Annotated in this window: 26 protein-coding genes; 14 read left to right on the forward strand and 12 right to left on the reverse strand. The window is 40.9% G+C overall.

The genetic code is table 11. The features are described 5' to 3' along the window. The first annotated feature begins 11 nt into the window (after positions 1–11). From HMPREF9010_RS08045 to HMPREF9010_RS08035, 3 genes are all read left to right on the forward strand, one after another. Positions 12–2,513 carry a hypothetical protein gene (locus HMPREF9010_RS08045; RefSeq protein WP_008650099.1) on the forward strand — a complete coding sequence of 834 codons (2,502 nt, stop codon included), beginning with the start codon at positions 12–14 and terminating at the stop codon, positions 2,511–2,513. Positions 2,514–2,743: 230 nt separating this feature from the next. Further along, positions 2,744–3,058 (forward strand): thioredoxin, encoded by a 315-nt coding sequence (trxA, locus tag HMPREF9010_RS08040; RefSeq protein ID WP_004306576.1) that lies wholly within the window; start codon positions 2,744–2,746, stop codon positions 3,056–3,058. 39 nt (positions 3,059–3,097) lie between these two features. Then, the gene (locus HMPREF9010_RS08035; RefSeq protein WP_004306577.1) at positions 3,098–3,433 is read left to right on the forward strand and encodes a hypothetical protein; all 336 of its coding nucleotides are present in this window, start codon (positions 3,098–3,100) and stop codon (positions 3,431–3,433) included. Positions 3,434–3,646: 213 nt separating this feature from the next. Here HMPREF9010_RS08035 and HMPREF9010_RS08030 read toward each other — a convergent pair whose 3' ends face one another. After that, entirely contained in the window at positions 3,647–4,372 is a 726-nt protein-coding gene (locus HMPREF9010_RS08030; protein ID WP_008025064.1) for an RDD family protein, read from the reverse strand. A 101-nt stretch (positions 4,373–4,473) separates the two neighbouring features. Here HMPREF9010_RS08030 and HMPREF9010_RS08025 point away from each other — a divergent pair, with 101 nt between their 5' ends. The 6 genes from HMPREF9010_RS08025 (at position 4,474) to HMPREF9010_RS08000 (ending at position 10,735) form a co-directional block, all read left to right on the forward strand. Beyond that, positions 4,474–5,436 carry a stage II sporulation protein M gene (locus tag HMPREF9010_RS08025; protein WP_004306579.1) on the forward strand — a complete coding sequence of 321 codons (963 nt, stop codon included), beginning with the start codon at positions 4,474–4,476 and terminating at the stop codon, positions 5,434–5,436. Continuing rightward, positions 5,417–6,355, forward strand: coding sequence for a hypothetical protein (locus HMPREF9010_RS08020; protein WP_008650100.1), 939 nt, complete (start codon positions 5,417–5,419; stop codon positions 6,353–6,355). The genes HMPREF9010_RS08025 and HMPREF9010_RS08020 overlap by 20 nt, the downstream gene beginning before the upstream one ends. Positions 6,356–6,371: 16 nt before the next feature. Then, positions 6,372–6,989, forward strand: a complete 618-nt coding sequence (locus HMPREF9010_RS08015; RefSeq protein WP_004299255.1) for a DUF4129 domain-containing protein — start codon at positions 6,372–6,374, stop codon at positions 6,987–6,989. After that, a complete protein-coding gene (locus HMPREF9010_RS08010; protein ID WP_004307940.1) occupies positions 6,986–8,257 on the forward strand; it encodes a DUF4350 domain-containing protein in 1,272 nt (423 codons plus the stop codon). Before HMPREF9010_RS08015 ends, HMPREF9010_RS08010 begins: the two co-directional genes overlap by 4 nt. Positions 8,258–8,268: 11 nt before the next feature. Continuing rightward, positions 8,269–9,243 (forward strand): AAA family ATPase, encoded by a 975-nt coding sequence (locus HMPREF9010_RS08005; RefSeq protein WP_004306583.1) that lies wholly within the window; start codon positions 8,269–8,271, stop codon positions 9,241–9,243. Between the two features lie 181 nt (positions 9,244–9,424). Then, positions 9,425–10,735, forward strand: a complete 1,311-nt coding sequence (locus HMPREF9010_RS08000; RefSeq protein ID WP_004299260.1) for a DUF58 domain-containing protein — start codon at positions 9,425–9,427, stop codon at positions 10,733–10,735. Positions 10,736–10,792: 57 nt separating this feature from the next. Here HMPREF9010_RS08000 and HMPREF9010_RS07995 read toward each other — a convergent pair whose 3' ends face one another. From HMPREF9010_RS07995 to HMPREF9010_RS07975, 5 genes are all read right to left on the reverse strand, one after another. After that, entirely contained in the window at positions 10,793–11,086 is a 294-nt protein-coding gene (locus tag HMPREF9010_RS07995; RefSeq protein WP_004299263.1) for a nucleotidyltransferase family protein, read from the reverse strand. A gap of 71 nt (positions 11,087–11,157) precedes the next feature. Beyond that, positions 11,158–11,385 (reverse strand): immunity 17 family protein, encoded by a 228-nt coding sequence (locus HMPREF9010_RS07990; protein ID WP_004299265.1) that lies wholly within the window; start codon positions 11,383–11,385, stop codon positions 11,158–11,160. Continuing rightward, the gene (tsaE, locus tag HMPREF9010_RS07985; protein ID WP_004306585.1) at positions 11,382–11,795 is read right to left on the reverse strand and encodes a tRNA (adenosine(37)-N6)-threonylcarbamoyltransferase complex ATPase subunit type 1 TsaE; all 414 of its coding nucleotides are present in this window, start codon (positions 11,793–11,795) and stop codon (positions 11,382–11,384) included. The genes HMPREF9010_RS07990 and tsaE overlap by 4 nt, the downstream gene beginning before the upstream one ends. Before the next feature lie 13 nt (positions 11,796–11,808). After that, a complete protein-coding gene (locus tag HMPREF9010_RS07980; protein ID WP_004307944.1) occupies positions 11,809–12,618 on the reverse strand; it encodes a metal ABC transporter permease in 810 nt (269 codons plus the stop codon). Positions 12,619–12,622: 4 nt separating this feature from the next. Further along, on the reverse strand, positions 12,623–13,066 hold the full coding sequence (locus tag HMPREF9010_RS07975) for a hypothetical protein (RefSeq protein WP_004299271.1): 444 nt from the start codon (positions 13,064–13,066) through the stop codon (positions 12,623–12,625). A 114-nt stretch (positions 13,067–13,180) separates the two neighbouring features. On the opposite strand from HMPREF9010_RS07975, the gene HMPREF9010_RS07970 reads away from it, so the two are divergent. Together HMPREF9010_RS07970 and HMPREF9010_RS07965 are read left to right on the forward strand one after the other, a co-directional pair. After that, positions 13,181–14,308, forward strand: coding sequence for a leucine-rich repeat domain-containing protein (locus HMPREF9010_RS07970; RefSeq protein WP_008650104.1), 1,128 nt, complete (start codon positions 13,181–13,183; stop codon positions 14,306–14,308). Between the two features lie 36 nt (positions 14,309–14,344). Then, positions 14,345–15,346, forward strand: a complete 1,002-nt coding sequence (locus HMPREF9010_RS07965) for a M28 family metallopeptidase (RefSeq protein WP_008650106.1) — start codon at positions 14,345–14,347, stop codon at positions 15,344–15,346. A gap of 56 nt (positions 15,347–15,402) precedes the next feature. On the opposite strand, the gene HMPREF9010_RS07960 is transcribed toward HMPREF9010_RS07965, so the two are convergent. The 4 genes from HMPREF9010_RS07960 to HMPREF9010_RS07945 form a co-directional block, all read right to left on the reverse strand. Next, a complete protein-coding gene (locus tag HMPREF9010_RS07960) occupies positions 15,403–16,152 on the reverse strand; it encodes an N-acetyltransferase (protein WP_008650109.1) in 750 nt (249 codons plus the stop codon). Positions 16,153–16,339: 187 nt separating this feature from the next. Continuing rightward, positions 16,340–17,056: an SDR family NAD(P)-dependent oxidoreductase gene (locus tag HMPREF9010_RS07955; RefSeq protein ID WP_008650110.1), complete on the reverse strand. Its 717-nt coding sequence runs from the start codon at positions 17,054–17,056 to the stop codon at positions 16,340–16,342. Positions 17,057–17,133: 77 nt separating this feature from the next. Beyond that, complete coding sequence (locus tag HMPREF9010_RS07950; protein WP_008650111.1) at positions 17,134–17,703, reverse strand: Crp/Fnr family transcriptional regulator; 570 nt, start codon at positions 17,701–17,703, stop codon at positions 17,134–17,136. Between the two features lie 12 nt (positions 17,704–17,715). Beyond that, positions 17,716–18,945 carry a 3-phosphoshikimate 1-carboxyvinyltransferase gene (locus HMPREF9010_RS07945; RefSeq protein ID WP_032846805.1) on the reverse strand — a complete coding sequence of 410 codons (1,230 nt, stop codon included), beginning with the start codon at positions 18,943–18,945 and terminating at the stop codon, positions 17,716–17,718. 186 nt (positions 18,946–19,131) lie between these two features. Between HMPREF9010_RS07945 and HMPREF9010_RS07940 the strand changes: the two genes are divergently transcribed. Then, on the forward strand, positions 19,132–19,680 hold the full coding sequence (locus tag HMPREF9010_RS07940) for a WG repeat-containing protein (protein WP_008650112.1): 549 nt from the start codon (positions 19,132–19,134) through the stop codon (positions 19,678–19,680). Further along, positions 19,677–20,729 (forward strand): winged helix DNA-binding domain-containing protein, encoded by a 1,053-nt coding sequence (locus HMPREF9010_RS07935; protein WP_008650113.1) that lies wholly within the window; start codon positions 19,677–19,679, stop codon positions 20,727–20,729. Before HMPREF9010_RS07940 ends, HMPREF9010_RS07935 begins: the two co-directional genes overlap by 4 nt. 585 nt (positions 20,730–21,314) lie before the next feature. Here the strand turns inward: HMPREF9010_RS07935 and HMPREF9010_RS07930 are convergent. Further along, positions 21,315–21,986, reverse strand: coding sequence for a DUF1349 domain-containing protein (locus HMPREF9010_RS07930; RefSeq protein WP_008650114.1), 672 nt, complete (start codon positions 21,984–21,986; stop codon positions 21,315–21,317). 87 nt (positions 21,987–22,073) lie between these two features. Between HMPREF9010_RS07930 and HMPREF9010_RS07925 the strand changes: the two genes are divergently transcribed. Next, the gene (locus HMPREF9010_RS07925; protein ID WP_008650115.1) at positions 22,074–22,853 is read left to right on the forward strand and encodes a response regulator transcription factor; all 780 of its coding nucleotides are present in this window, start codon (positions 22,074–22,076) and stop codon (positions 22,851–22,853) included. Between the two features lie 74 nt (positions 22,854–22,927). Here the strand turns inward: HMPREF9010_RS07925 and HMPREF9010_RS07920 are convergent, their stop codons facing one another. Continuing rightward, the gene (locus HMPREF9010_RS07920; protein ID WP_004316267.1) at positions 22,928–23,620 is read right to left on the reverse strand and encodes an HAD family hydrolase; all 693 of its coding nucleotides are present in this window, start codon (positions 23,618–23,620) and stop codon (positions 22,928–22,930) included. Positions 23,621–23,760 lie beyond the last annotated feature (140 nt).

A 23,760-nucleotide genomic window follows, 5' to 3' on the forward strand; every position in this document is an offset into this window, starting at 1 on the left:
TTTATCATTTTATGAGGAAAAGCTTATTTACATTATTAATAACTCTTCTCGGCACAATGGGATATTGTGCCGAGAAGGTCTATATGGACAAACAAGGCGTGATACGTTGGACGGAAAACCGTAAGGAAGTAGCCTTGTTCGGTGCCAATTATTGCCTGCCTTCTGCTTGCGATTTTCGTGCAGCAGATTATGTGGGCGGTGATCGAAAGCAAATGATTGTGGAAGACCTGGAACATTTCAAGCGAATGAACTGGGACGGATTACGTCTCTGCTTTTGGGGAGACTATCAGAATACGGATCGTGAGGGAAATTTGCTGGAGAATGAACATTTGCATCTGTTGGACTATCTGATTGCCGAAGCGGATAAACGGGATATTTATATGTTGCTTAGCCCTATCGTGACCTATAATTCACAATGGCCGGAAATGAGTGATACAACAAATACCGGTCTGGCCAAATATTATCCTAAAAATACACTTATACACGACGAGGAAGCTATCCGTGCACAGGAAAACTACATGAAGCAACTGCTCAATCATCGTAATCCTTACACCGGTCGCTGCTTGAAGGATGAACCGAACATTCTGTTTGTCGAACTTATCAACGAACCTACCCAATTTCCGGAAGACATTCCAGGTATGGTGCGTTATATCAACCGGATGTGCAAGGCAATCCGGAGTACCGGTTGTAAGAAGTTGACTTTCTATAATGTCAGCCAAGACTTCCGTGTGGCTCCTGCTATTCGGAAATCGGATATACAAGGTTCTACTCATGCTTGGTATCCGAGTGCGTTGAATAACAATTATTCCATTGAAGGAAACGGCTTGTTGTTCGTAGACCGTTACGAGCAGATGCTTCATCCTGATTTATGCGGAAAAGCAAAAATCGTTTATGAATTTGATGCAACGGATATGGCTTCCGGTTTTATGTTCCCGGCTATGGCGCGCGAGTTCCGTAGGGGCAGTATCCAGTTTGCTGCCATCTTTTCTTATGATATGCTGCGTACAGCTCCGATGAATTTAGGCTGGCAGACTCATTTTTTCAATATGGTCTTTACTCCTTCAAAGGCGGTAAGCAGTATGATTGCCGCTGAAGTGATGCGTCGTATCCCACGTGGCAAACACTTCGGGTATTATCCGGATAACAAGACTTTCGGCGATTTTCGGGTGAGTTACGATGAACAGTTGAGTGAATTGAACTCCGGAGATATGTTCTATTATTCAAATACTACGTCTACCCGTCCCAAAAATCCGGCAGCATTGAAGCATATTGCCGGGGTTGGTTCTTCTCCGGTAGTCCGTTATTCGGGAACAGGTATTTATTTTCTTGACAAACAGGATGATAATACCTGGCAACTGGAAATCTACCCTGATATAATGGATGTAGATGACCCTTATAAAATGTTGAATAAACATAGGGTGTCAAGAAAATCGGTGTACAATGAACGGAACATTCAAATACAGCTTCCCGGTCTGGAAACTGAAATGACTGTATTGCCCGGAAAATATCTGCTGTCAGATGGAAAGATAGTTAGCAAGGAAGAACTTCCTGCCAAGGATTTCTATCAGACTCCGATGAAAGAGTGGAAAATAGCCAATCATACATGGCCGGAGTTTACTGCTGATAAGGAAGTGACATTCCGGTGTGAAGTGTTCGGCCCCAAACGTCCTCAACAGGTAGATGTTTATCTGATGTTGAAGCCCTGGGGATGCAAGCGTATACCGATGACGGCGGAAGACGGTTTCTTCTACACGGCGAAAGCCGATATAAGCTGGCTTGCTAAGGGGGATTATGAGTATCATTTCGGCATAGATACGGGAGATGATACAATCTTGTTTCCGGAAAAGACATATTGCACTCCTGAACGGTGGGACTATTATGAACAAGCTACTTACGCTATGCATCTGATAAACGAAACAACTCCTTTGTCTCTTTTAGGACCACAGGACAATTGGAAGCATATCCGTCGTACACGCACGTTTAGGAGCCCCGAATCACAATTCAGTTCGGTAGTATCAGGACTGGAATTGCTGCCTGCCTTTCAGCTTTCTGTTCTTGATTTGGAGAAAAAGGAAGATTATATAGCTCCTTGTGATGTGACTTTTTCCCATTATATAGGTGATCGGATAACTTGTCGGAGTAAAAGTAAGACGGCTCCTGCATATATTTGTATTCGCGCTTATGGATTGAACAATACTGATAAAGCCATTTGCAATTTTGTAGATAAAGAGGGAAGAGGATATGGTGCTGTGTTTAATTTGAAAGCTGACGCATCGGATATCCTGATTCCGGTATCTGACCTTGTACCGACGAAGGCGGCTATGTTACCGCAGGATTGGCCGGGAGTGAATCCTTATTGGTATCCGGCTTCCGCACAAGAGAATAATGGTATTGCGTTGGATTGGAAGATTATCGACTTTGTTCAAGTTTCACTTCGAGAGGAATTGTACAATATCGGAAATCAGAAGAATAAGGGAGTTGTTGTAGAAAGGATTGATTTATTATTTCAGTGATAGTTGACTGATATCTGAATGATATGCTTGTCATTGCTTCATATTTACCATAATAGTTAATTATTTAAGGTTCATTTTTAGGGGTGAAATTAGACTTTTCCAGTAAATGGATGATTCTCAATGATTATTATAAAACTTCCAATTAAAGTCTATCACAATAGGATAAATTGATTATATTTGTGGCGAGAATAAGCTAACGAAATAACGTTTAATAATTAATACTTAAAAAAATGGCTTTAGAAATTACAGACAGCAACTATAAAGAGGTTCTTGCAGAAGGAAAACCGGTTGTTGTAGATTTTTGGGCTCCTTGGTGTGGCCCATGCAAGATGGTGGCTCCTATCATTGAAGAATTGGCTGCGGAGTTTGAAGGACAAGTAATCATTGGTAAGTGCGATGTAGACGAAAATGGTGATATGGCTGCTGAATATGGTATCCGTAATATTCCTACTGTATTGTTTTTCAAGAACGGTGAAATAGTAGACAAACAGGTAGGTGCAGTTGGCAAACCGGTATTCGCAGAAAAGGTGAAGAAGCTTTTATAGTCGATAATACTTAATACTTATCACTTAATACTTAAAAAAATGGGACTGGAAGACGATTTTTTATTAGCAGATGCCGATGACGAAAAGACCATCGAGTTTATCAAAAACTATCTGCCTCAAGAACTGAAAGAGAAGTTCTCGGACGATGAATTGTATTATTTTCTCGATTTAATCGACGAGTATTACTCTGAAAGTGGCATTCTCGACGCTCAACCCGATGAAGACGGCTATGTCAACATCGATTTGGAAGAGGTTGTGGCTTACATTGTAAAAGAAGCCAAAAAGGATGAAATAGGGGAATACGATCCTGAAGAAGTCCTCTTTGTGGTTCAGGGAGAAATGGAATACGGAAACTCTCTGGGACAGGTGGACTAAACGACGTCCGGTCTCATTGCAGATAAAATTAAGATAAGGGGTGTGCTCTGTGAGTATACCCCTTTTTTGTGCGGTGCTTTTTCTCAAACATTCTTATGCCTATGAGAAAAAGTTCTCACTGCAATGAGAAAAAATACTCATTGCGATGAGAATTAATTCTCACTACGGTGAGAATAATCCCTTGCCTGAATAGTCTGAAACAGCGTATTCTGGTTATATTTCTTCCAACGCATAATACTGATAATCGCGAAGTATCGTCTGAAGAAATTTCTCCTGATTACCCTCACGGGGAGTAACGGAAAGTAATTCCTGTACTTTTTTGGCAAGTGCCGTGATACGTCTTGCCCGGTCTTTTTCGCTGGATTCCAAAGTCCGGGTAATTACATTCACTTGTTCGAGAGATAAATCAGCCGACTGCGGATATACCGGATGATAATTTTGGGTCAGATAATCAAATTCATCCAAGCTGACATGTATCTTACGATAGTTTTTCTCTTTAATTACCATAGTGCCGGCAGCTAGATCCCCTAATCGTTGGTTGTTCTTATTCAATAAAACGACCAGAAGTCCAAGGCCACTTGTGATGGGACCATCAATTGGGAAAAGAAGCCATCGTAACAGATAAGAGCCGATGCTTGGAGTAGAACCGTCTACTTTTACGACACGGATATTGATGAGTTTTTTGCCAAAGCTCTGTCCGTGATTGAACATCTCGCAAAGAAAAGAATAACCGAGAATCGGTAAATAAACGACGCACAGAAAAAAGAACAAACTGAATCCTGACGGTAAACTTAATTTAGACAAGAGCGTAATAGTGGACAAGATGTAAAGCCCGATCAGAAAATAATCGATGATTAAAGCCATCAGTCGTTCGCCGATACTGGCGGGCGTTTGGCTGATACGAACGAATTGTCCGGTTATTATCGTAGATTCTGCCATTTCAGGTTAAACATTTTTAGGATTCCGTTGCAAATATATCATAATTCTCTTATTTTTGCTTCCGGTTTCGGACAAAACTTATCCGAAATCTATTGAAAAGCATGAAAGAAGTAACGTTTATTCGTCGGAACATTGAAAAATGGAAGGAGACAGAGAAAGTTGTGGAGCGGGCGGCAAGTCTGTCCCCCGACCAACTAGCCGATGCGTATACGGACTTGACAGCTGACCTGGCATTTGCCCAAACACATTTCCCAACTTCCCGTATTACTATTTATCTGAATAATCTGGCTTCAGCGTTGCACAACGAAATCTACCGCAATAAACGCGAGAAGTGGACACGGATTATTACCTTCTGGACACAGGAAGTGCCACGAACCATGCACGATGCACGGCGCGAATTACTGACCTCCTTTTTGATTTTTGTTGCCAGCGCATTAATCGGCGTATTATCAGCAGCAAATGACCCGGATTTTGTCCGGCTGATATTGGGAAACGGTTATGTGGATATGACACTCGACAATATTGCCAATGGTGAGCCGATGGCCGTATATAATGGTTCTTCCGAAGTACCGATGTTCTTGGGCATTACACTTAATAACGTGATGGTCTCTTTCAACTGCTTTGCAATGGGATTGCTGACTAGTTTTGGAACAGGGTATATGCTTCTCTCCAATGGTATCATGGTAGGAGCTTTTCAAACATTCTTTTATCAACACGATTTGTTGTGGGAATCCAGTCTTGCCATCTGGTTGCACGGAACGCTTGAGATTTGGGCAATTATCGTGGCCGGTGCCGCCGGATTGGCTTTGGGCAACGGCTGGTTGTTCCCCGGCACCTATTCCCGCTTGGAATCTTTTAGGAGAGGAGCGAAGCGAGGCTTGAAAATAGTGATCGGCACTGTTCCGGTATTCATTATGGCAGGCTTTATAGAAGGTTTTCTTACCCGGCACACAGAGCTTCCTGATGTGTTGAGGCTTGGCGTGATATTCACTTCTCTGGCATTTATTATATTCTACTATATTTATTTACCAAATAGAAAAAAACATGGAATCACAGAAACCTAAGATTGCGATGTATGTGAAACGTCCTTTCGGTGAGAAGTTGAACGCTTCTTTTGATTTTATAAAAGAGAATTGGAAACAATTGTTTAAGTATTCAACTTATCTGATACTCCCTATATGCTTAATTCAAGCCGCAAATTTTAGCGGTTTAATGGGAAGTATGACAGATATTACTGCTATGCAGGCGTCCGGAGGAATAAGTGATAATCCTTTAGCTGCTCTGGGACCTTCATTTGCACTGAATTATGCAGGAGTTATCTTTTTTTCATGTTTGGGAGCTTTGTTGATGACTTCCTTGATTTATGCGATGGTGCGATTGTACAATGAACGGGAAGAACGCCTGAACGGAATTGTATTTGGCGATATAAAACCGTTGCTGCTCCGTAATGTCAAGAGGCTGTTTCTGATGGGGATTGCTTGTGGCTTCTTGTTCCTCTTTGCGGTGATCCTTGTTGTTCTATTGGCTGTGTTAACACCTTTCACACTCATTCTGACCATTCCGCTTTTATTCGCATTTATGATACCTTTGGTATTAATGTCTCCCATCTACTTATTTGAAGACATTTCGTTGAGCGAGGCATTTGCAAAGACATTCCGGTTGGGATTCGCAACCTGGGGTGGAATTTTTCTGATATTAATTGTAATGGGACTCATTGCCAGCGTATTGCAGACAATTGTTTCTATACCATGGTATGTAATCTATATTGTGAAAATGATCTTTACTATGAGTGACGGAGGTGCAACCTCTTCATCGGTCGGACTGAACTTCGCACAATATTTGTTCTCTATCCTAATGTTGTATGGTTCTTACTTGTCGGCTATATTTAGTATTGTCGGTCTGGTTTATCAGTACGGTCATGCATCGGAAGTGGTAGACAGCATAACGGTAGAAAGTGATATTGATAATTTTGACAAACTCTAAAACAGACCTCAACTAAATGAATCTCACTTCCCCGGCTGATACATTAGTCTGTGATACGGCGCAGATTGCCCTCTGGCAGTCTGATCCGGCATACAACTATAACCGTGAACTGATTACTCCGGAGATGAATATCTTTGAGTGGATCAGCAGACAGTTTGGGGAATTGATGCGTAAGATATTCGGCAGTCGTTTTGCTGAAGAGTATTCAGGGCTTATCCTGGTATGTATTGCCATCCTTCTTTTGTTGCTGATTGTTTGGTTCGTCTATCGGAAACGTCCGGAATTGTTTATGGTCTCGCATAAAAATGCGTTGCCTTATACAGTTGAAGAAGACACCATTTACGGAGTAGATTTTCCGGGAGGGATTGCGGAAGCGCTTTCCCGTCAGAATTACCGGGAAGCAGTACGTTTGCTCTATCTGCAAACTTTGAAACAACTTAGTGACGCTGAACGTATTGATTGGCAACTTTATAAAACGCCTACCCAGTATATCAATGAAGTCCGGCTACCGGCTTTCAGGCAACTGACCAATCATTTCCTGCGGGTACGTTATGGCAACTTTGAGGCAACGGAAGAACTCTTCCGGGTAATGCAGGCCTTGCAGGAAGAAATAGGGAAAGGAGGCGTTTCATGAAAGGAAGTCGCTGGTTCATTGTCTTTATTGTCGCTTTTCTATTCATCATGTTTGCAATAGAATATCATTTGCCGAAGAATTTTGTGTGGAAGCCCACTTTCGGACATCATGACGAGCAACCTTTCGGATGTGCAGTGTTCGATAGTGTGTTGTCTTCTTCTTTGCCACAGGGGTACACTTTTTCGAGGAAGAGTCTCTATCAATTGGAGCAGGAAGATACGACGCAACGCAAAGGTATATTGGTTATCTCTGATAATTTGCGATTGTCGGACGTCGATGTAAACGCTCTGTTGAAAATGGCGGAACGCGGAGATAAGATCATGTTGGTGAGTACCTTGTTCGGCAGATATTTGGAAGATACCTTGCAGTTCAGGTCTTACTATTCTTACTTCAGTCCGATGGCTTTGAAGAAATATGCAACTTCATTTTTGAAAAAAGATAGCTTGCATTGGATAGGAGATTCGACGGTTTATCCCCGTCAGACTTTCTATTTTTATCCCCAGTTATGCTCCTCTTATTTTTGGGGAGATTCACTTCCGGAAAGGGTGTTGGCACAAAGAGTTTTTGAGTCGAATGAGTTCCGGTATGAAACAGAGGTGGACTCGTTGACAACGGATAGTCTTGTTTATATGCCTGTAGCGATGTCCCGTCGGTGGGGGAAAGGAGAAGTTATTTTAGTTTCCACTCCTTTGATTTTTACCAATTACGGAATGTTGGACGGCAAAAATGCAACCTATATCTTCCGTTTGTTGTCGCAGATGGGGAAGCTTCCTATCGTTCGTACGGAGGGGTACATGAAAGAAACTGCACAGGTGCAGCAATCACCTTTCCGTTATTTTCTTGCACATGAACCGCTTCGTTGGGCTTTGTATCTGACGATGATTACCATCCTGCTCTTTATGATATTCACAGCGAAGAGGCGGCAACGGGTGATCCCTGTTATTCACGAGCCGGCCAATAAATCTCTTGAATTTACCGAACTGATAGGCACGCTTTACTTTCAGAAGAAAGACCATGCGGATTTAGTTCGCAAGAAGTTTTCCTATTTAGCCGAAGAACTGCGGAGAGAGATTCAAGTGGATATTGAAGAAGTGGCCGACGATGAACGCTCTTTCCACCGGATTGCCCGGAAAACCGGAATGGATGCCGGAGAGATTGCTAAATTTATCCGCGAAGTCAGACCTGTGATTTACGGAGGACGTGTTATTGATGCGGAGCAGATGAAGGTATATATCGATAAAATGAATGAAATAATCAATCATATCTAAAGAAGAAATTTATGGAAGAGAATACAGAACAGCGAGTAGATTTAACTCTCTTTTCCGAGAAGATACAAGAGTTGAAAGACCGGATTGCTTCCGTCATAGTAGGGCAGGAGCAGACAGTCGATTTGGTACTGACGGCGATTTTGGCGAATGGACACGTATTGATAGAAGGTGTTCCGGGAGTTGCGAAGACACTGTTGGCCCGTTTGACAGCTCGTCTGATTGATGCAGACTTCAGTCGTGTTCAGTTCACTCCGGACTTAATGCCAAGTGACGTATTAGGTACGACTGTGTTTAATATGAAAACGAATGGTTTTGATTTTCATCAGGGACCGATTTTTGCGGATATTGTATTGGTCGATGAAATCAACCGTGCTCCTGCCAAGACACAAGCTGCCTTGTTTGAGGTAATGGAAGAGCGCCAGATCAGTATTGATGGAACGACTCACCGGATGGGAGATCTTTATACGATTTTGGCTACCCAGAATCCGGTAGAGCAGGAGGGAACATACAAACTTCCCGAAGCACAACTCGACCGTTTTCTGATGAAGATAACGATGGATTATCCTTCATTGGAAGAGGAAGTGAATATCTTGGAACGTCATCATACCAATGCCGCATTGGTGAAGTTGGACGACATCACTCCCGCTATTACCAAGGAAGAACTGCTGTCGCTTCGTGCTTTCATGAATCAAGTATTCGTAGACCGCACGTTACTTCAATATATCGCATTGATTGTACAGCAGACCCGTACCAGTAAGGCCGTATATTTGGGAGCTTCTCCACGTGCATCTGTAGCCATGCTGCAATCGTCAAAAGCGTATGCTCTTTTGCAGGGACGTGATTTTGTGACACCGGAAGATATCAAGTTTGTAGCTCCTTATGTACTTCAGCACCGTCTGATCCTGACTGCGGAAGCTGAAATGGAAGGCTATTCACCGGTGAAAGTGACACAACGCTTAATTGATAAAGTGGAAGTCCCGAAATGAAAAGATTTATGATTTATGAATTCTGATTTATGATTTGGGCTGCGCGTTGGATGTCTGACCCTATTCATAACATAAATCGAAGAAATCATAAATCGTAAATTATAAACTGTACGTAAATTGTAAATTGTAAGTTGAAGAAATCGTAAATCCAAGAAATTATAAATCATAAATCATAAATCATTTGTTTCTAACTCGTCGTTTCTATATTGCCCTTGTCCTGGTTATCCTGTTGTTGGGTAGCGGATATGTTTTTGCTCCGTTCTTTGTTATCGGGCAGTGGGCACTCTTTGTCTTGCTTTTGGTGGTACTGGCAGACGTATATTCTCTTTATCGTATTCGTGGAATCCGTGCTTTCCGTCAGTGTGCCGACCGTTTCTCTAATGGCGACGAAAATGAAGTAAGTATTCGAGTAGAAAGTAGTTATCCGCATCCTGTATCTTTAGAAATCATAGATGAGATCCCTTTTATCTTTCAGAAACGTGATGTCGACTTTCAGGTGAAGCTTGGAGCAAACGAGGGAAAAACAGTTACCTATCGTCTTCGACCTACTCATCGTGGCGTTTACTCTTTCGGTCATATCAGAGTTTTTGTGACCGGAAAAATCGGCTTTATATCCCGGCGCTATACTTGTGCAGAACCTTTGGATATCAAAGTGTACCCGTCATATCTGATGCTCCATCAATATGAATTGCTGGCAATAAGTGATAATCTGACAGAATTGGGAATAAAACGTATTCGCCGGGTTGGGCATCATACGGAGTTTGAGCAGATTAAAGAGTATGTAAAGGGGGATGATTACCGTACGATTAACTGGAAAGCAAGTGCCCGCCGGCATGAACTTATGGTGAATGTGTACCAAGACGAACGTTCACAGCAGATTTATAATGTGATCGATAAAGGTAGAGTGATGCAGCAAGCTTTCCGTGGAATGACCTTGCTGGATTATGCAATTAATGCTTCGCTGGTGCTTTCGTATGTTGCCATGCGGAAAGAAGATAAAGCCGGATTAGTGACTTTCGATGAACACTTCGATACTTTCGTGCCTGCTTCCAAGCAACCGGGATATATGCAGACATTGCTGGAAAGTCTTTATAGCCAGCAGACCACTTTCGGGGAGACAGACTTCTCGGCTCTTTGCGTTCATTTGAACAAACATGTCAGTAAGCGTAGCCTGCTGGTACTATATACTAACTTCTCGAGCATAGGAGGAATGAACCGTCAATTATCTTACCTGAAACAACTAAACCGCCAACACCGTTTGCTCGTAGTCTTTTTTGAAGATGTCGATTTGAAGGAATATATCGCCCAACCGGCAAAAGATACGGAAAGCTACTATCGTCACGTGATTGCAGAAAAGTTCGCTTACGAGAAGCGGCTGATTGTATCTACTTTGAAACAACATGGAATCTATTCTTTATTAACTACACCGGAGAATCTTTCGATTGATGTGATTAATAAGTATCTGGAGATGAAGTCACGACAACTACTATGATAAGTCTTTTATAATTTGTTCAACTGTCTCTTTTAAAGGAGGAAGATGTTTTCTTCTTTAAGCGTATATTCCATCTCTTGCTATTCTTTGGGAAATAAGTGAACGGAGGTTTTTACGCAAACGAAGGAGGTCTATTTTGCAGTTACATATACGTTCCAGTTCTTCTTTAATATCAAACATAATAAAAGGGTCCGGATCCTTTAGTTCAACAAAAACATCCAAATCACTCTCTTCATGTTGCTCTCCACGGGCAACAGAACCAAAAATACCAATAGAAATAATTCCATATTTCTCGGCAAACTGTTGTTTGAATTGGCGAATTTTTGTAAGATATTCATTGGTTGTTTTCACTTTTCTATCCTCCTTTCATACAAAAATAGTAAAAAATGGGAAGAAAACAAAAGGATTCTCTTAAAAACATATTATCCTCCTATGGCTTTCCGTGTTTCCACAAAGAAGAATACAGCCATTCCAATGATGATAATTCCCAGTATTCCATAGAAGAGCCTTGCCCGGTTGCGTCCTACATTCCGGACAATGGTTTGTGCGTTGCGCGTTGTAAAGAACCAGTCCCAGTTCAGCAATGACGCCAGCAGGGAGACGATTCCTGCCAGCGCAAAGATTCCTTGTACGATATATTGTCCGGTCATAGTCTGATTACTCTATTTCCGTTTTCCAGTTCTTCAATCGTTACTTTTACGGCATTTCCCGGAAGTAGTTCTTCTACCAGTTCCGGCCATTCGATAAAGCAGAGAGCGCCACTGTAGAAATAGTCTTCGTAGCCCATGTCATACACTTCGCTTAGTTTCTTGATGCGGTAAAAATCGAAGTGATAGATTAACTCTCCGGTTTCGTCCGAACGGTATTCGTTGACAATAGCAAAAGTAGGAGAAGTGATAACATCCGTTACGCCCAATTCTTCGCAGAGTGCTTTGACAAATGTCGTTTTGCCGGCACCCATCTTTCCGTATAAAGCAAATACAGTGTTGTCGCCCATAGCAGCGATAAATTCACGGGCTGCTTCATGGATACTTTCCAGTGATTGAATTTTGATTTCCATATACTATCTATTATTATGACTTTTTCCTGCAACAACTCTTTCCGATTTTACAAACAGCGTAAATCAGGATAGAGAAGAATATGATGGAAGCTCCCGAAGGGACTTTCCAGTGATAAGAAATAAATAATCCACCCAGGCAGCCCAAGAAACCGATGCCAATTGATAACCAGATAATCTTCTTGAAACTATAAGTGAACAAGTTGGCTGTCATCTGTGGAATGGTGAGAAGAGAAATGGCCAGTACGATGCCTACCATACGCAGGCAGGCTACAATTGTCAGCGCAATGAACATCATCAACACATATTCGAATATCTCTACCGGAATCTTTTGCGAACGTGCAAACTCACGGTCAAAAGCAATATATACGATAGGGCGGATAAACAGATAAAAGAATCCGGTCAGTATCAGTGCCAATATGCCGAGCATCCATAAGTCAATTTGGTTGATAGTCAGGATATTGCCGAAGAGGTAAGCTGATAAGTCAGGCGCAAATCCCGGCGACAGGAAGCTGAACATAATTCCGAGTGCCATCCCTAACGTCCAGAATACTGCAATGGCAGAATCTTCGCGCATATCTTTCCGTCTGCTAAGCCACTCGACACCAAAAGCCGATAATACCGAGAATACGGCTGCCGAGAGTATCGGAGAAATTCCGGCAAACAATCCTAACCCGATCCCTCCGAAAGAAGCATGAGTGATTCCTCCGCTGATAAATACCAGGCGGCGGGTTACAATATATGTACCGATAATCCCACAGGCAATGCTTGCCAGCAGACTTCCCAATAGGGCGTGTTGAAAGAATGTATATTGTAGTAAATCCATCACATCACCTGTCATCTGCCTTTTTTACTTCTATGTTTCTTCTTTCTCCGATAATCAGAAAAACTTCGTCTTTGAGATCATCCGGTAGTTCAATGCCACGGAGCTGAAGGCTACGTACCCATCCGGCCACTTCTACATCCAGTGTCGTATACAATACATCCCGAAACATTTCTGTTTCTTCTTCTGTATACGCATCTCCTGCCTTGCCAATGAACTGGTCCAGTTCTTCGTCATCGTAATATTCTATCTTTTTGCTGACAGCTGCCAGCAGGCTATCCCGTTCGCATACTTCGTGTTGTCCGCAGCATTCCACATCTACTTCCTTCACTTCCGGCATACGGTCCAGTTCGCCCTTTTCTATTTTCTTTTGCAGTCTTTTGTTGCGGATAATTCCGGCTATCAGCGCAATGACACCCAGCAACACCAGACTTATAATAAGTATCCACATGACAATATAACAGTTACCAATCAATTTTGTGCAAAGTTACTTATAAATTTGTATTCTATCGTGTATGCTATCTATTTCTTTCGTACTTTTGTATGTTACTAACTCAAATATAAGATGAAAAGACAGAGTATATTATTCGTTCGGAGTATGTGGGTGGTTATCTTATTCACTACCCTTGCTGCCTGTAAAGATACGGATAACAGAGTGTTTGGAGATGATTTTGAATTTCCGGCATTGACAGATGAAAACACGATTCGCTTTACAGTGAATGTTGTAGGAGACTGGCGGCAGTTGGACATTGTAGCAAGTGGGGGACGAATGGTGATAGATTGGGGAAACGGTCGTATACAGAAAATAGAAGATCCTTCTTCAATGAGTGGCGGAGTGGTATATAGATATGGAAATAAAGAATTATATGAAGTGAGGATTTGGGCTGAAGAGCTGCAGCTTATCGATATAAGTGGTTTGCTTCTTCCTTTGAGTCATCTTTATTTGGGAAATATGCCGCGAATGAAATCACTGGCTTTGAATAGCATTTCTGATACTCGCGAATTGGACTTGAATACCTTCTGTCCTAATGTGGAAAGTATTAATATCGGTAGTTTCACTGATTTGGAGCATTTGGAGATTGAGGATTGTTTCCGATTGCGATCTATACAAGTTTATTCTAATCCCAAATTGACTTCAATAGAGTTTGGTAGTCATCCGGAAGCGGAAAGTTTATATTGTTCTTATAATGGTTTTTCTTCCCTTTCCCTTAAAAGCTTGCCGGCATTGCGCGATATTGATTTGAGTTCTAATGAAGTATTGTCACATCTGGAATTGAACGAGAAGACTTCAATTTCTGCGATATTGATACAAGGATGTGCTTTCCAATCAATTACTGATATATTGAAATGTTGCCCTTCTTTAAGGGAATTAAGTTGCTCATACAACAAATTGACCGAACTTGATCTGTCCGATAGCTCTAATATCAGTGAATTGCGTTGTGAACATAATCAGCTAACTCGTTTAATGGTACCGCAAGGAAGTCTGTTAGAACATCTTTATTGTCACTCGAATCAATTGGATGAGGATGCCTTGAATGCACTGTTTGATTCCTTGGGTCAAGCGCTGGAACCTGCTATTTATTATCCGACTCCTCCCCGCCAATATCGGATTTCTTTTAATGATAATCCAGGAGCAGATGATTGTAATAGAAATATCTTGAATGATAAAAACTGGATAGTTGAAAATAAGTAAAGTATGGACGATTGTTTCTTAAATCTTATATACATCATGAAGAAAAACATTCTGCTTCTCTCTTTTTTGTGTAATTTTTCATTGTTGTTATCTGCCCAAACTAACGTAGAAAAAGGGTTGCAGAGTATCAACCGTTCCTCTGCCGAAGCTACTATCAACTTTTTGGCTAGTGATGAATTGCAAGGCCGTGAGGCAGGTTTTCATGGTTCACGTGTGACCTCGGAGTATATTGCTTCTTTATTGCAATGGATGGGAGTATCACCTTTGGCTGACAGCTATTTCCAGCCTTTTGATGCTTACCGTAAAGAACGTCAGAAAAAAGGATGTCTGGAAGTGCATCCTGATTCCATAGTTAAACTGAAACAGGAAGTTCATCAGAAGCTTTCCATGAGGAATGTATTGGGAATGATTCCTGGTAAAAATACCAAAGAATATGTGATTGTGGGGGCGCATTTCGACCATTTAGGTATTGATCCTGCACTCGATGGCGACCAAATATACAATGGTGCTGACGATAATGCTTCCGGTGTATCGGCAGTGCTGCAAATAGCAAGAGCCTTTTTAGCCAGTGGACAGCAACCCGAAAGAAATGTAATCTTTGCTTTTTGGGATGGAGAAGAAAAAGGACTGCTTGGCTCTAAATATTTTGTACAAACTTGTCTTTTCCTATCTCAAATCAAAGGCTATCTGAACTTTGACATGATTGGCCGTAACAACAAACCTCAACAACCCAAACAGGTCGTTTATTTCTATACATCCGCCCACCCGGTCTTTGGGGATTGGTTGAAAGAGGATATCAGAAAATACGGTTTGCAATTGGAACCGGATTACCGCGCTTGGGAAAATCCGATAGGAGGAAGTGATAATGGTTCGTTTACCAAAGTAGGTATTCCGATTATCTGGTATCATACGGACGGGCATCCTGATTATCACCAGCCTTCCGATCATGCCGACCGATTGAATTGGGATAAGATAGTAGAAATCACCAAAGCCTCTTTTCTCAATATGTGGAAGATGGCAAATGAGAAGTCCTTTTAATGAAGCAGATAAAATACAATCCTGATAATTAACGGGAAAAGTCAGGATTGTATTTCTTATTTTTTGAGTATTCTTTTCAAGTAGTCGATAGTTGGTAAATTCACAGTCTCAAAACTTCCTTTATAAAATACAGCAAAATTATTAAAAACACACGGTAACTCTTTTGCTTTCTGTAGCGTATCTACTTGAATAAAAGAAACAGGGACATCATTTGTTTCACAATATTGTTTGATCATTTCAATGTATTTATAGATATAGGGGCATTGCATATCATAATAAATCGTCAGTTCCTCACTTTCTATTTTCAGATTCTTGGCATTTGGCGCGAACTTCGGTACTGTTCCGTCAAAAGAAAGAGCAAGCAATTCATATCCGTTATCGGTAGTGTCAACCACCTCAAAGCCAGATTTCTTTGCAAATGATTGGTCGGAAAGCCAGCTCTTCTGTTTTTTTGCCCCGAGCATGCAAATGCCGGATCTACCTTTTTCTTTGGCATCGGCTATACAGTACTCTATTAATGCTTTCCCATATCCGTTTCCTCGGGGACTACCTAACACCCATAAACAATACAGATAATAATAGTTGTCGCCGATGACGGGAACCCAAGCTGTTTCAAGAGGAGCATATTCAATAAAAACCGTAGCTTTTGCATTTAACTTTCTAAAGACATGACCTTCATTCAGTCGGTCGGAAAGCCATTGCCGCTTTGCTTCAATACCAGGATGGGACTTTTTGCTGCGGATAATGCAGCATAAATGCTCATTAGAAAGATTTTCTGTTGTTAAGTTAACAAAACTAGTATTCATATACACCTTTGTTTCAAGTTAGGTATTATCAGTCGGTCCATGTAGCAATAATAGTCCTTTGTTGGTCTGTTGACGGGCTATCTTTGCAAAGATAGTGAATTTGTGCAGATAATCTCTCTTGCCGGGTTGTAGAATTCACGAAAGTTTTTTTTCTTACTATATAGAGAGGTGGCGAACAGGTAGAACTTTACATCCGGCAATAAATAGCAGATGGCAACAGACGAAACAGAATAGTTACATATCTCCATCTTTTGGAAATGAAAGCTACTTTTTTCTTTTTAGAAATAGCCTTTTTAATTTGTTTCACAGCTTTATCAACGGGAGTAACCCAGAATAATCCTTCTCCTTTTGCCATAGCGGTGTCTACAAATCCGGGACGAATATCGGTAGTGTAAATAGAATAAGGAGATTTAGTTGCTTTTTGTCGTAATCCTTCCATATAGTTGATTTGATAGGCTTTCGACGCATTGTAGGCCGGAGCGATGCCACTGCCGCGTGTACCTCCAACAGAGGAAATAGTAACCAGATGCCCGCTTTTTTGCCGTTCGAAATATCGGAATCCCCAGTCTGCGATGTTGGTAAAGCCTATTACGTTGGTTAATAGAGTAGGCTCTTCCAGTTGGTAGGATAGCTCAGGGTTTAGTTCCCCGGTTCCGGCACAGATAATCAGTATATCCATTCCACCCATCTTTTGAGTGAGCGTTTCAAGAGATGAAATAGCAGCTTGTGTATCAGTGATGTCACATACTTGATAGAATAGTTTGTCTTTGTCTTGGGTACATACCTCCTTTAACAAATTCTCTCTACGACCGGTAATGCCGATAAGATAATCTTCTTGAGAATAGGCTTCTGCCAATCCACGACCGATGCCGGAGGTTGCACCTATAATTATAATCTTCTTCATGAAATACAATCAAATTTTTTGTTTATCTGCAAAAGTAAGGGTAGAGAATAAATAAAACCTTGATTGAAATCAAGATATTATTTTTGTACGATTTTTCTTCGGATACGACTTAATGTTTCGGGACGAATGAGAAGATAGGAAGCCAGTTCTTTTAAAGTTATCAGTTTCAGTAAGTCGGGACAACGGTTGATAATTTCAAGATAGCGTTCTTCCGGTGTCAGGCTGTACATTGAAATCATCCGGTCGTAGACTTCCCACAATAACGTTTCTGCGATGCGGCGTCCTAACTTTTGGTGAGCGTCGTTGGTATCGTAGAAGTCTGCCATTTGCTGGTAATTGATTACGTATACCGAGCAGTCACACAAGGCTTGTATATCTACATTTGATTTATCCTGTAACTGAAAAGCCGGATAGTTGCCAACAAAAGAATGATCGAAAGTATAGCCTACAATGCTGTTTTCGCCTACACTGTTGGTGCAACAGTACCGGAAAGAACCGGAACTGACGAACCCCATTGTTTTGCATACTTCTCCCTGGCGGGAAAAGTAGTCTCCTTTCTTATAATAGGTCTGCTTCCCCTGTTGTAATACAAAATCTACAATAGGGGAGTAGTTGATGTGGGAAGTATATTTGTTGAAATCTTCCACAGCGTATGAAAATTAGCCTTCGTTTATAACCTGAAATCCGGCCTGTTTCAAATCTTCCCAGTATCCGGGATATGATTTGGTAACGACTTGCGGATCGGCAATAAGTAAATTGGGATGGCGGATAATTGCCGGTGCAAATGCCATTGCCATCCGATGGTCTTCGTAGGTTTCAATCACCGGAGTTTCTTCCGGTTCACATCGTTCGCCATTCCACATTAATATACTGTCATTTTCTTCCTCGATCACATATCCCAGCTTTTTAAGCTCGGCTCGCAGAGCGGCAATACGGTCAGTCTCTTTTATTTTCAGGCTTTGTAATCCGGTGAAACGGAAAGGGATATTCAGCAAGGCACAGGTAACAACGAATGTCTGTGCCAAATCCGGAATGTCGACAAAGTCTTCTTCCAGTCTTTCCGGCGCTTTGCCTGTTTTTTTCAGTTTCACACCTTGCGATGTAAATTCGGTAGTTATACCTAAGCGTGAGAAAACTTCTGCTCCCCGGCTATCTCCCTGATAACTGTTATGAAACAACCCCAATAATTCAATTTCTGCTTTGGGAGATAAGGCGGCAATCTGATACCAATAGGAAGCTGCGCTCCAGTCACTTTCCACTTTGAAAGGAATGCTCTGATAGAGTTGTGGAGCAACGGATATGCTATTGGGAGAAGTCCATGCGGCTTTGGCTCCAAAGTCCTGCATCAGTTGCAATGTAAGATTGATATAAGGGCGGGAAATAATCTCTCCGCTTAAATGCAAAGTCAAACCGTCTTTGAGTGCCGGACCTATCATCAATAGAGCAGATATATATTGGGAACTTACATTTCCTTTCAAGGTTATTTCATTTCCTTTCAACTCTGCCCCTTTGATACATAAGGGAGGATATCCTTCATGGTGGACATACTCTATTTCAGCTCCTAATTCCCGGAGCGCATTGACTAATATCTGTATCGGGCGTTGCTGCATACGGGCTGTTCCTGTGATTGTCCGTTCCCCCGGAGTCACACTTAAATAGGCGGTAAGGAAACGCATAGCAGTGCCCGCAGCCATAATGTCAATCGTCTCTTTCCCTTCGGTGAGAGCTTTTATCATCACCTGTGTATCGTCGCAATCGGACAGGTTTTCAGGAGGATAAATACCTTTGCCCAGCGCATTGATGATTAATGCACGATTACTGATACTTTTAGAAGCCGGCAACTGGATAGTTGCTGTTACTACTGAAGGAGGGATGAGTTTATAGAGCATCATTTCTTGATCTATTCTTTGTTATGGAGTACAAAAGTAGAGATTTATTCGGAGACTTCCAACTGGTTTTGACTCTTGGCTAAGGAGTTGAGGCAATATCTGTATCTTCTTATTTATTCTTTTTATCATTAACAATGATTCGTATGGAAAGAAATTTTATATTTGCAATATACTAATAATAAGCTCATGAAACTAAAATCTTTGTATGCCTTTTTGTTTTGCATTTTTATGACTGGTTGTTTGGACGGTCAAAAACAGTCGGATCATTCAGTCCTTATTGCTTATATGTCAACTGAATATCCGGAATTAGGATCTTCTGTCTGTTATTTGAATGAGCAAGGTGATACGATTGTTCCCTTTGGTAAATATCATTATGGAGGAAGTGATACAATACGGCATATCGGTTTTGTAATGGAACCTCATAAACCCGGATGGACAACTATTAATAACAAAGGAGAAAAACTTTTTTATGCCTTTAGTTTTGATAATGGACCGGATTATGTAGAGGAAGGGCTTTTTCGTATCATAAATGATGAGATGCTGATGGGGTTTGCCGATACACTGGGGAATGTTATCATCAAACCACAGTTTGCTTTCGTTTGCCCTTTCAAGGATGGTAAGGCCGAAGTGACCTATACTGGGGAAAAAAAGGCATTGGATGATTATGGGGAGCATTGGACCTGGCAAAGTGATGATTGGTTTTATATTGATAAAAATGGCAATAAATTAAAATGAAAATACCAAATATACGTTTACTCAACCAACAGTTATTAAGTCCTCTTTTCTCTCAACCCAAGGAACTTGTGTCCTGGATGGGAGCCATGCAGGCACAGAATTATTCCATGGTGAAATGGGCAGTAGGAATGCGTTTGAAGTCAGCAACGATTCAAACTGTGGAAAAAGCACTGCGTGATGGTGAAATTCTGCGGACTCATGTAATGCGTCCGACATGGCATCTCGTAGCAGCAGAAGATATCCGGTGGATGTTGAAACTTTCCGCCGGGCGTATTATATCTGCTAATGAGTCTTATGCGAAAGGGCATGACTTGGAAATTTCTGAAGAACTCTATACGAAAAGTCATAATCTGTTGGAGAAAATTCTTTGTGGGAAGAAAAGCTTGACGAGGCAGGAGATTGCCGAGCATTTTAACCGTTCGGGGATTGTAGCGGATAATCATCGTATGACCCGCTTTATGGCTCGTGCGGAGCAGGTGGGGATTGTATGTAGTGGGGAAGATAAAGGAAGTAAATGTACGTATGCGCTTTTGGAAGAGCGTGTTCCGCCGATGCCGGAATTGACCAAAGATGAATCTTTGGCTCGTTTGGCTAGAAGCTATTTTCGTAGTCATGCTCCTGCTGTTTTGCAAGATTTTGTCTGGTGGTCGGGATTACCTATTACAGATGCACGTCAAGCTATTTATTTGATTGATTCGGAATTGACGGCAGAAGAATGGAATGGACAAACATGGTATATTCATGAAGATTGCCGGACTCGTGGAAAAGTTACCGGCAGTTTGCATCTTCTTCCTTCTTATGATGAATATTTGCTTGGCTATAAAGACCGGACAGACGTTTTGCCTAAAGAGCATTACTCGAAAGCATTTACCAATAATGGTCTGTTTTATCCGATTGTTCTTCATGAGGGACAAGTGATAGGAAACTGGGATAAGTCTGTTAAAAAGAGAGGCTCATTGATAGAACATTCATGGTTCCGGTTGGATGATTGTGTTGATGAAGGTGCGTTGGATCGTGAGAAAGATAAGTATATACGGTTTTGGCGATAATATGAGAAAACGTATATTTTATCGTTGTATAATTTCATATATGCAGGATATATTTAGGCATGAGTTGAAAATGAGAAGGATTTGCTGTTTTCGAATTTAGAAAAGAAATAAATCGATTGCGTTTTGGGACAATTTGTTTTAGTCTGTATTTTTTATAGAATAGATGTATAGAACTTACCTTTGTTTTGTCTCAAATTGATATGTGGAGTGTTGGCTGTTTCAGGTGTAGGTTAGCTCTGGGATAGCACTTAAAATAAAGTTTTATATGCTCCTTTTAAAGGAATAAAGTGTTTCTCACCGATCAATGAATCGTTCCTTTAAAAGGAACTGGTTATTCCTTTTAAAGAAACAATTGTCAATAAGTTTATTATAGTGTATCTTTTGACTGTTTTTATGTAAAAAACTCCTCTGGAACTGTATATTCTTGCATTATTTTATACAACAGAACTGCTGGAAGAGGAAATCCGTGTGATGCTATTTATACTCATCATATTAAAAATAGAACATTTAAAGTAAGATATACTACCATATTTATATTATAAAGAGCTTTCTCTCTATTTAAATAAATAGCATCAGGACTGATTTTTATTTGTTTATTTGCCTTTTTGCCCATTCCAGTCTTCGTTGATCGGCTAATGGAGTCACTTTAAATTCTTCGAATGTAGCGGTGAACCCTTTCTCGTCCGGACAAGCTCCCATTAATCCTACCATGACAGGACAATTATCTTGTAACCAACAAGTGCGCATCATAATATATTCTTTATCATCACGTGAGAAAAATATTCCTACTGCATCCAGGCGACGGACTGCTTTTATCCATATAGAGCGGGGAGCATCCGGCAATTGTACTACACTCCAGTCACTGGTTCGGTGTGTAACTACGGCACTTACATTCTGTTTGCCATCAACGTATTCCACACCTGCTTTTATCCAGTTCTCATGGTCGATGCGCAGCATTAATCCCATTTGGTCAAAGGTGGTGACATAGTTGCCGGTTATCTTTACTTTGGCTTCAAATTCTCCACCATAAGTCGCATAATAGAAAGGTCCGTCGTCCACTGTGAATCCATAATGAGAAATCCTCCAAAAGTCTGTTTTTGCAGGAACATCCATCACTAAGGTTTTGCTATCTTTTATTTCCCACTGTTGAGGCTCGTTCAGCCAGTTCATCTTATTCAAACTTTGTGCCATAGAAGAAGTTGCTACTGCCATAAAGGCTATTGACATGATTTTGATTTTTAAATGTTTCATGATCATTTCTAATTTGATTATCTTTATCTTTGTGGTGCAAAGATAGGTCATACCTCCGTGTGCAACAATACTGAATAATAACCATTTTATAAGATGGACGTATTACAAAAGGAAATAGATGAAGTTTATGCGACACAACTGATAGCCGATGAAATATTGGACAATGGAGTTGTAGAGCAACATCAACGCTTTATTCATTCATTGACGGAGATTAATGGTGGATGTGCTGTTATTTCAGATCTTTCGAATAGGAAAAGTTACATTGCCGTTCATCCTTGGGCGCATTTTCTAGGGTTGACTCCCGAAGAAGCTGCTTTAAGTGTGATTGATTCTATGGATGAAGATTGTATTTATCGGCGTATTCATCCTGAAGACTTGGTAGAAAAGCGGTTATTGGAGTATCAGTTTTTTCAGAAGACCTTTTCGATGTCTTCCGAAGAACGGTTGAAGTACCGGGGAAGATGCAGAATACGTATGATGAATGAGAAAGGAGTCTATCAGTATATTGATAATTTAGTGCAGATTATGGAAAATACTCCTTCCGGAAGTGTATGGTTGATTTTTTGTCTTTATATCTTGTCTGCAGATCAACGAACGGAGCAGGGGATATATCCCACTATTACCCATATGGAACGTGGAGAAGTCGAAATGCTCTTTCTTTCGGAAGAACATCGCAATATCCTATCCGAACGCGAAAAGGAAATACTTCGCTGTATACGTAAAGGACTATCTAGTAAAGAAATTGCAGCTGCCCTTTATATTAGTGTGAATACAGTCAATCGACACCGCCAGAATATTTTGGAGAAACTCTCTGTCGGTAATTCGATAGAAGCGTGTCGGGCTGCTGAATTGATGAAACTGTTGGATTTGTAATTCAATAAGATGGCATTGTTTACTGATTTCTTTCTTCAGATTTGAAGCTTATCTGAAGAAAGAACAGAACTTATTTAAAACAAAAGCAGCAACTCATCAAATCTTTTCACCTGTTTCAGATGGTCATGTGTGAATGTGTCTACTACTTCATGTTTCCACATCACTTCAAAAGGAATATGTATGCCATATCCTCCCAGCGATAGAACAGGTTGAATGTCCGATTTCAGAGAATTGCCAATCATGACAAATTCGGAAGGAGCAATCTGTAAGATATTCAACATTCGTTGATATTCTTTCTCTGTTTTATCGGACATCACTTCAATGTGATCGAAATAAGAGGCTAATCCGGAACGTTCCAGCTTATTCTCCTGATCGAGTAAGTCTCCTTTAGTGGCAACTACTAATTTGTATTTACCCTTCTCTTTCAACACTTTAAGCGTTTCTTTTACTCCCGGCAATAGTTCAATAGGCATTTTCAGTAATGATTTGCCTAATTCAATAATATGTTGGATGTCTGTACCTGAAATCTTTTGTCCACTCACATGCAAAGCTGTCTCTACCATAGAAATGGTGAAGGCTTTGGCTCCATAGCCGAGATATTTCAGATTATTCATTTCTGTTTGAAATAAAGCGGCTGAAATATCTTCAGAAGTGCCATAAGGCTTTAATAGGTCTGTATATTGTTTCTCTATTTCCTGGAAAAAAGGTTCATTGCTCCACAAGGTATCGTCTGCATCAAAAGCAATGACTTTAATAAGTTCTTTCATCGGTTTTCGTCGTTAATGGTGAATTTTAGATCATCTGTTTGATATTTCGTATGCAAAGTTACAATAAAAAGAAGAATAAAGGCAGACGGTTTGTTTTTAGAACCGAATCTCCATTTAATTTCATAGAAATCTCTATCTTT

The sequence above is a fragment of the Bacteroides sp. 3_1_23 genome (assembly GCF_000162555.1).
Classification (GTDB): Bacteria; Bacteroidota; Bacteroidia; order Bacteroidales; family Bacteroidaceae; genus Bacteroides; species Bacteroides ovatus.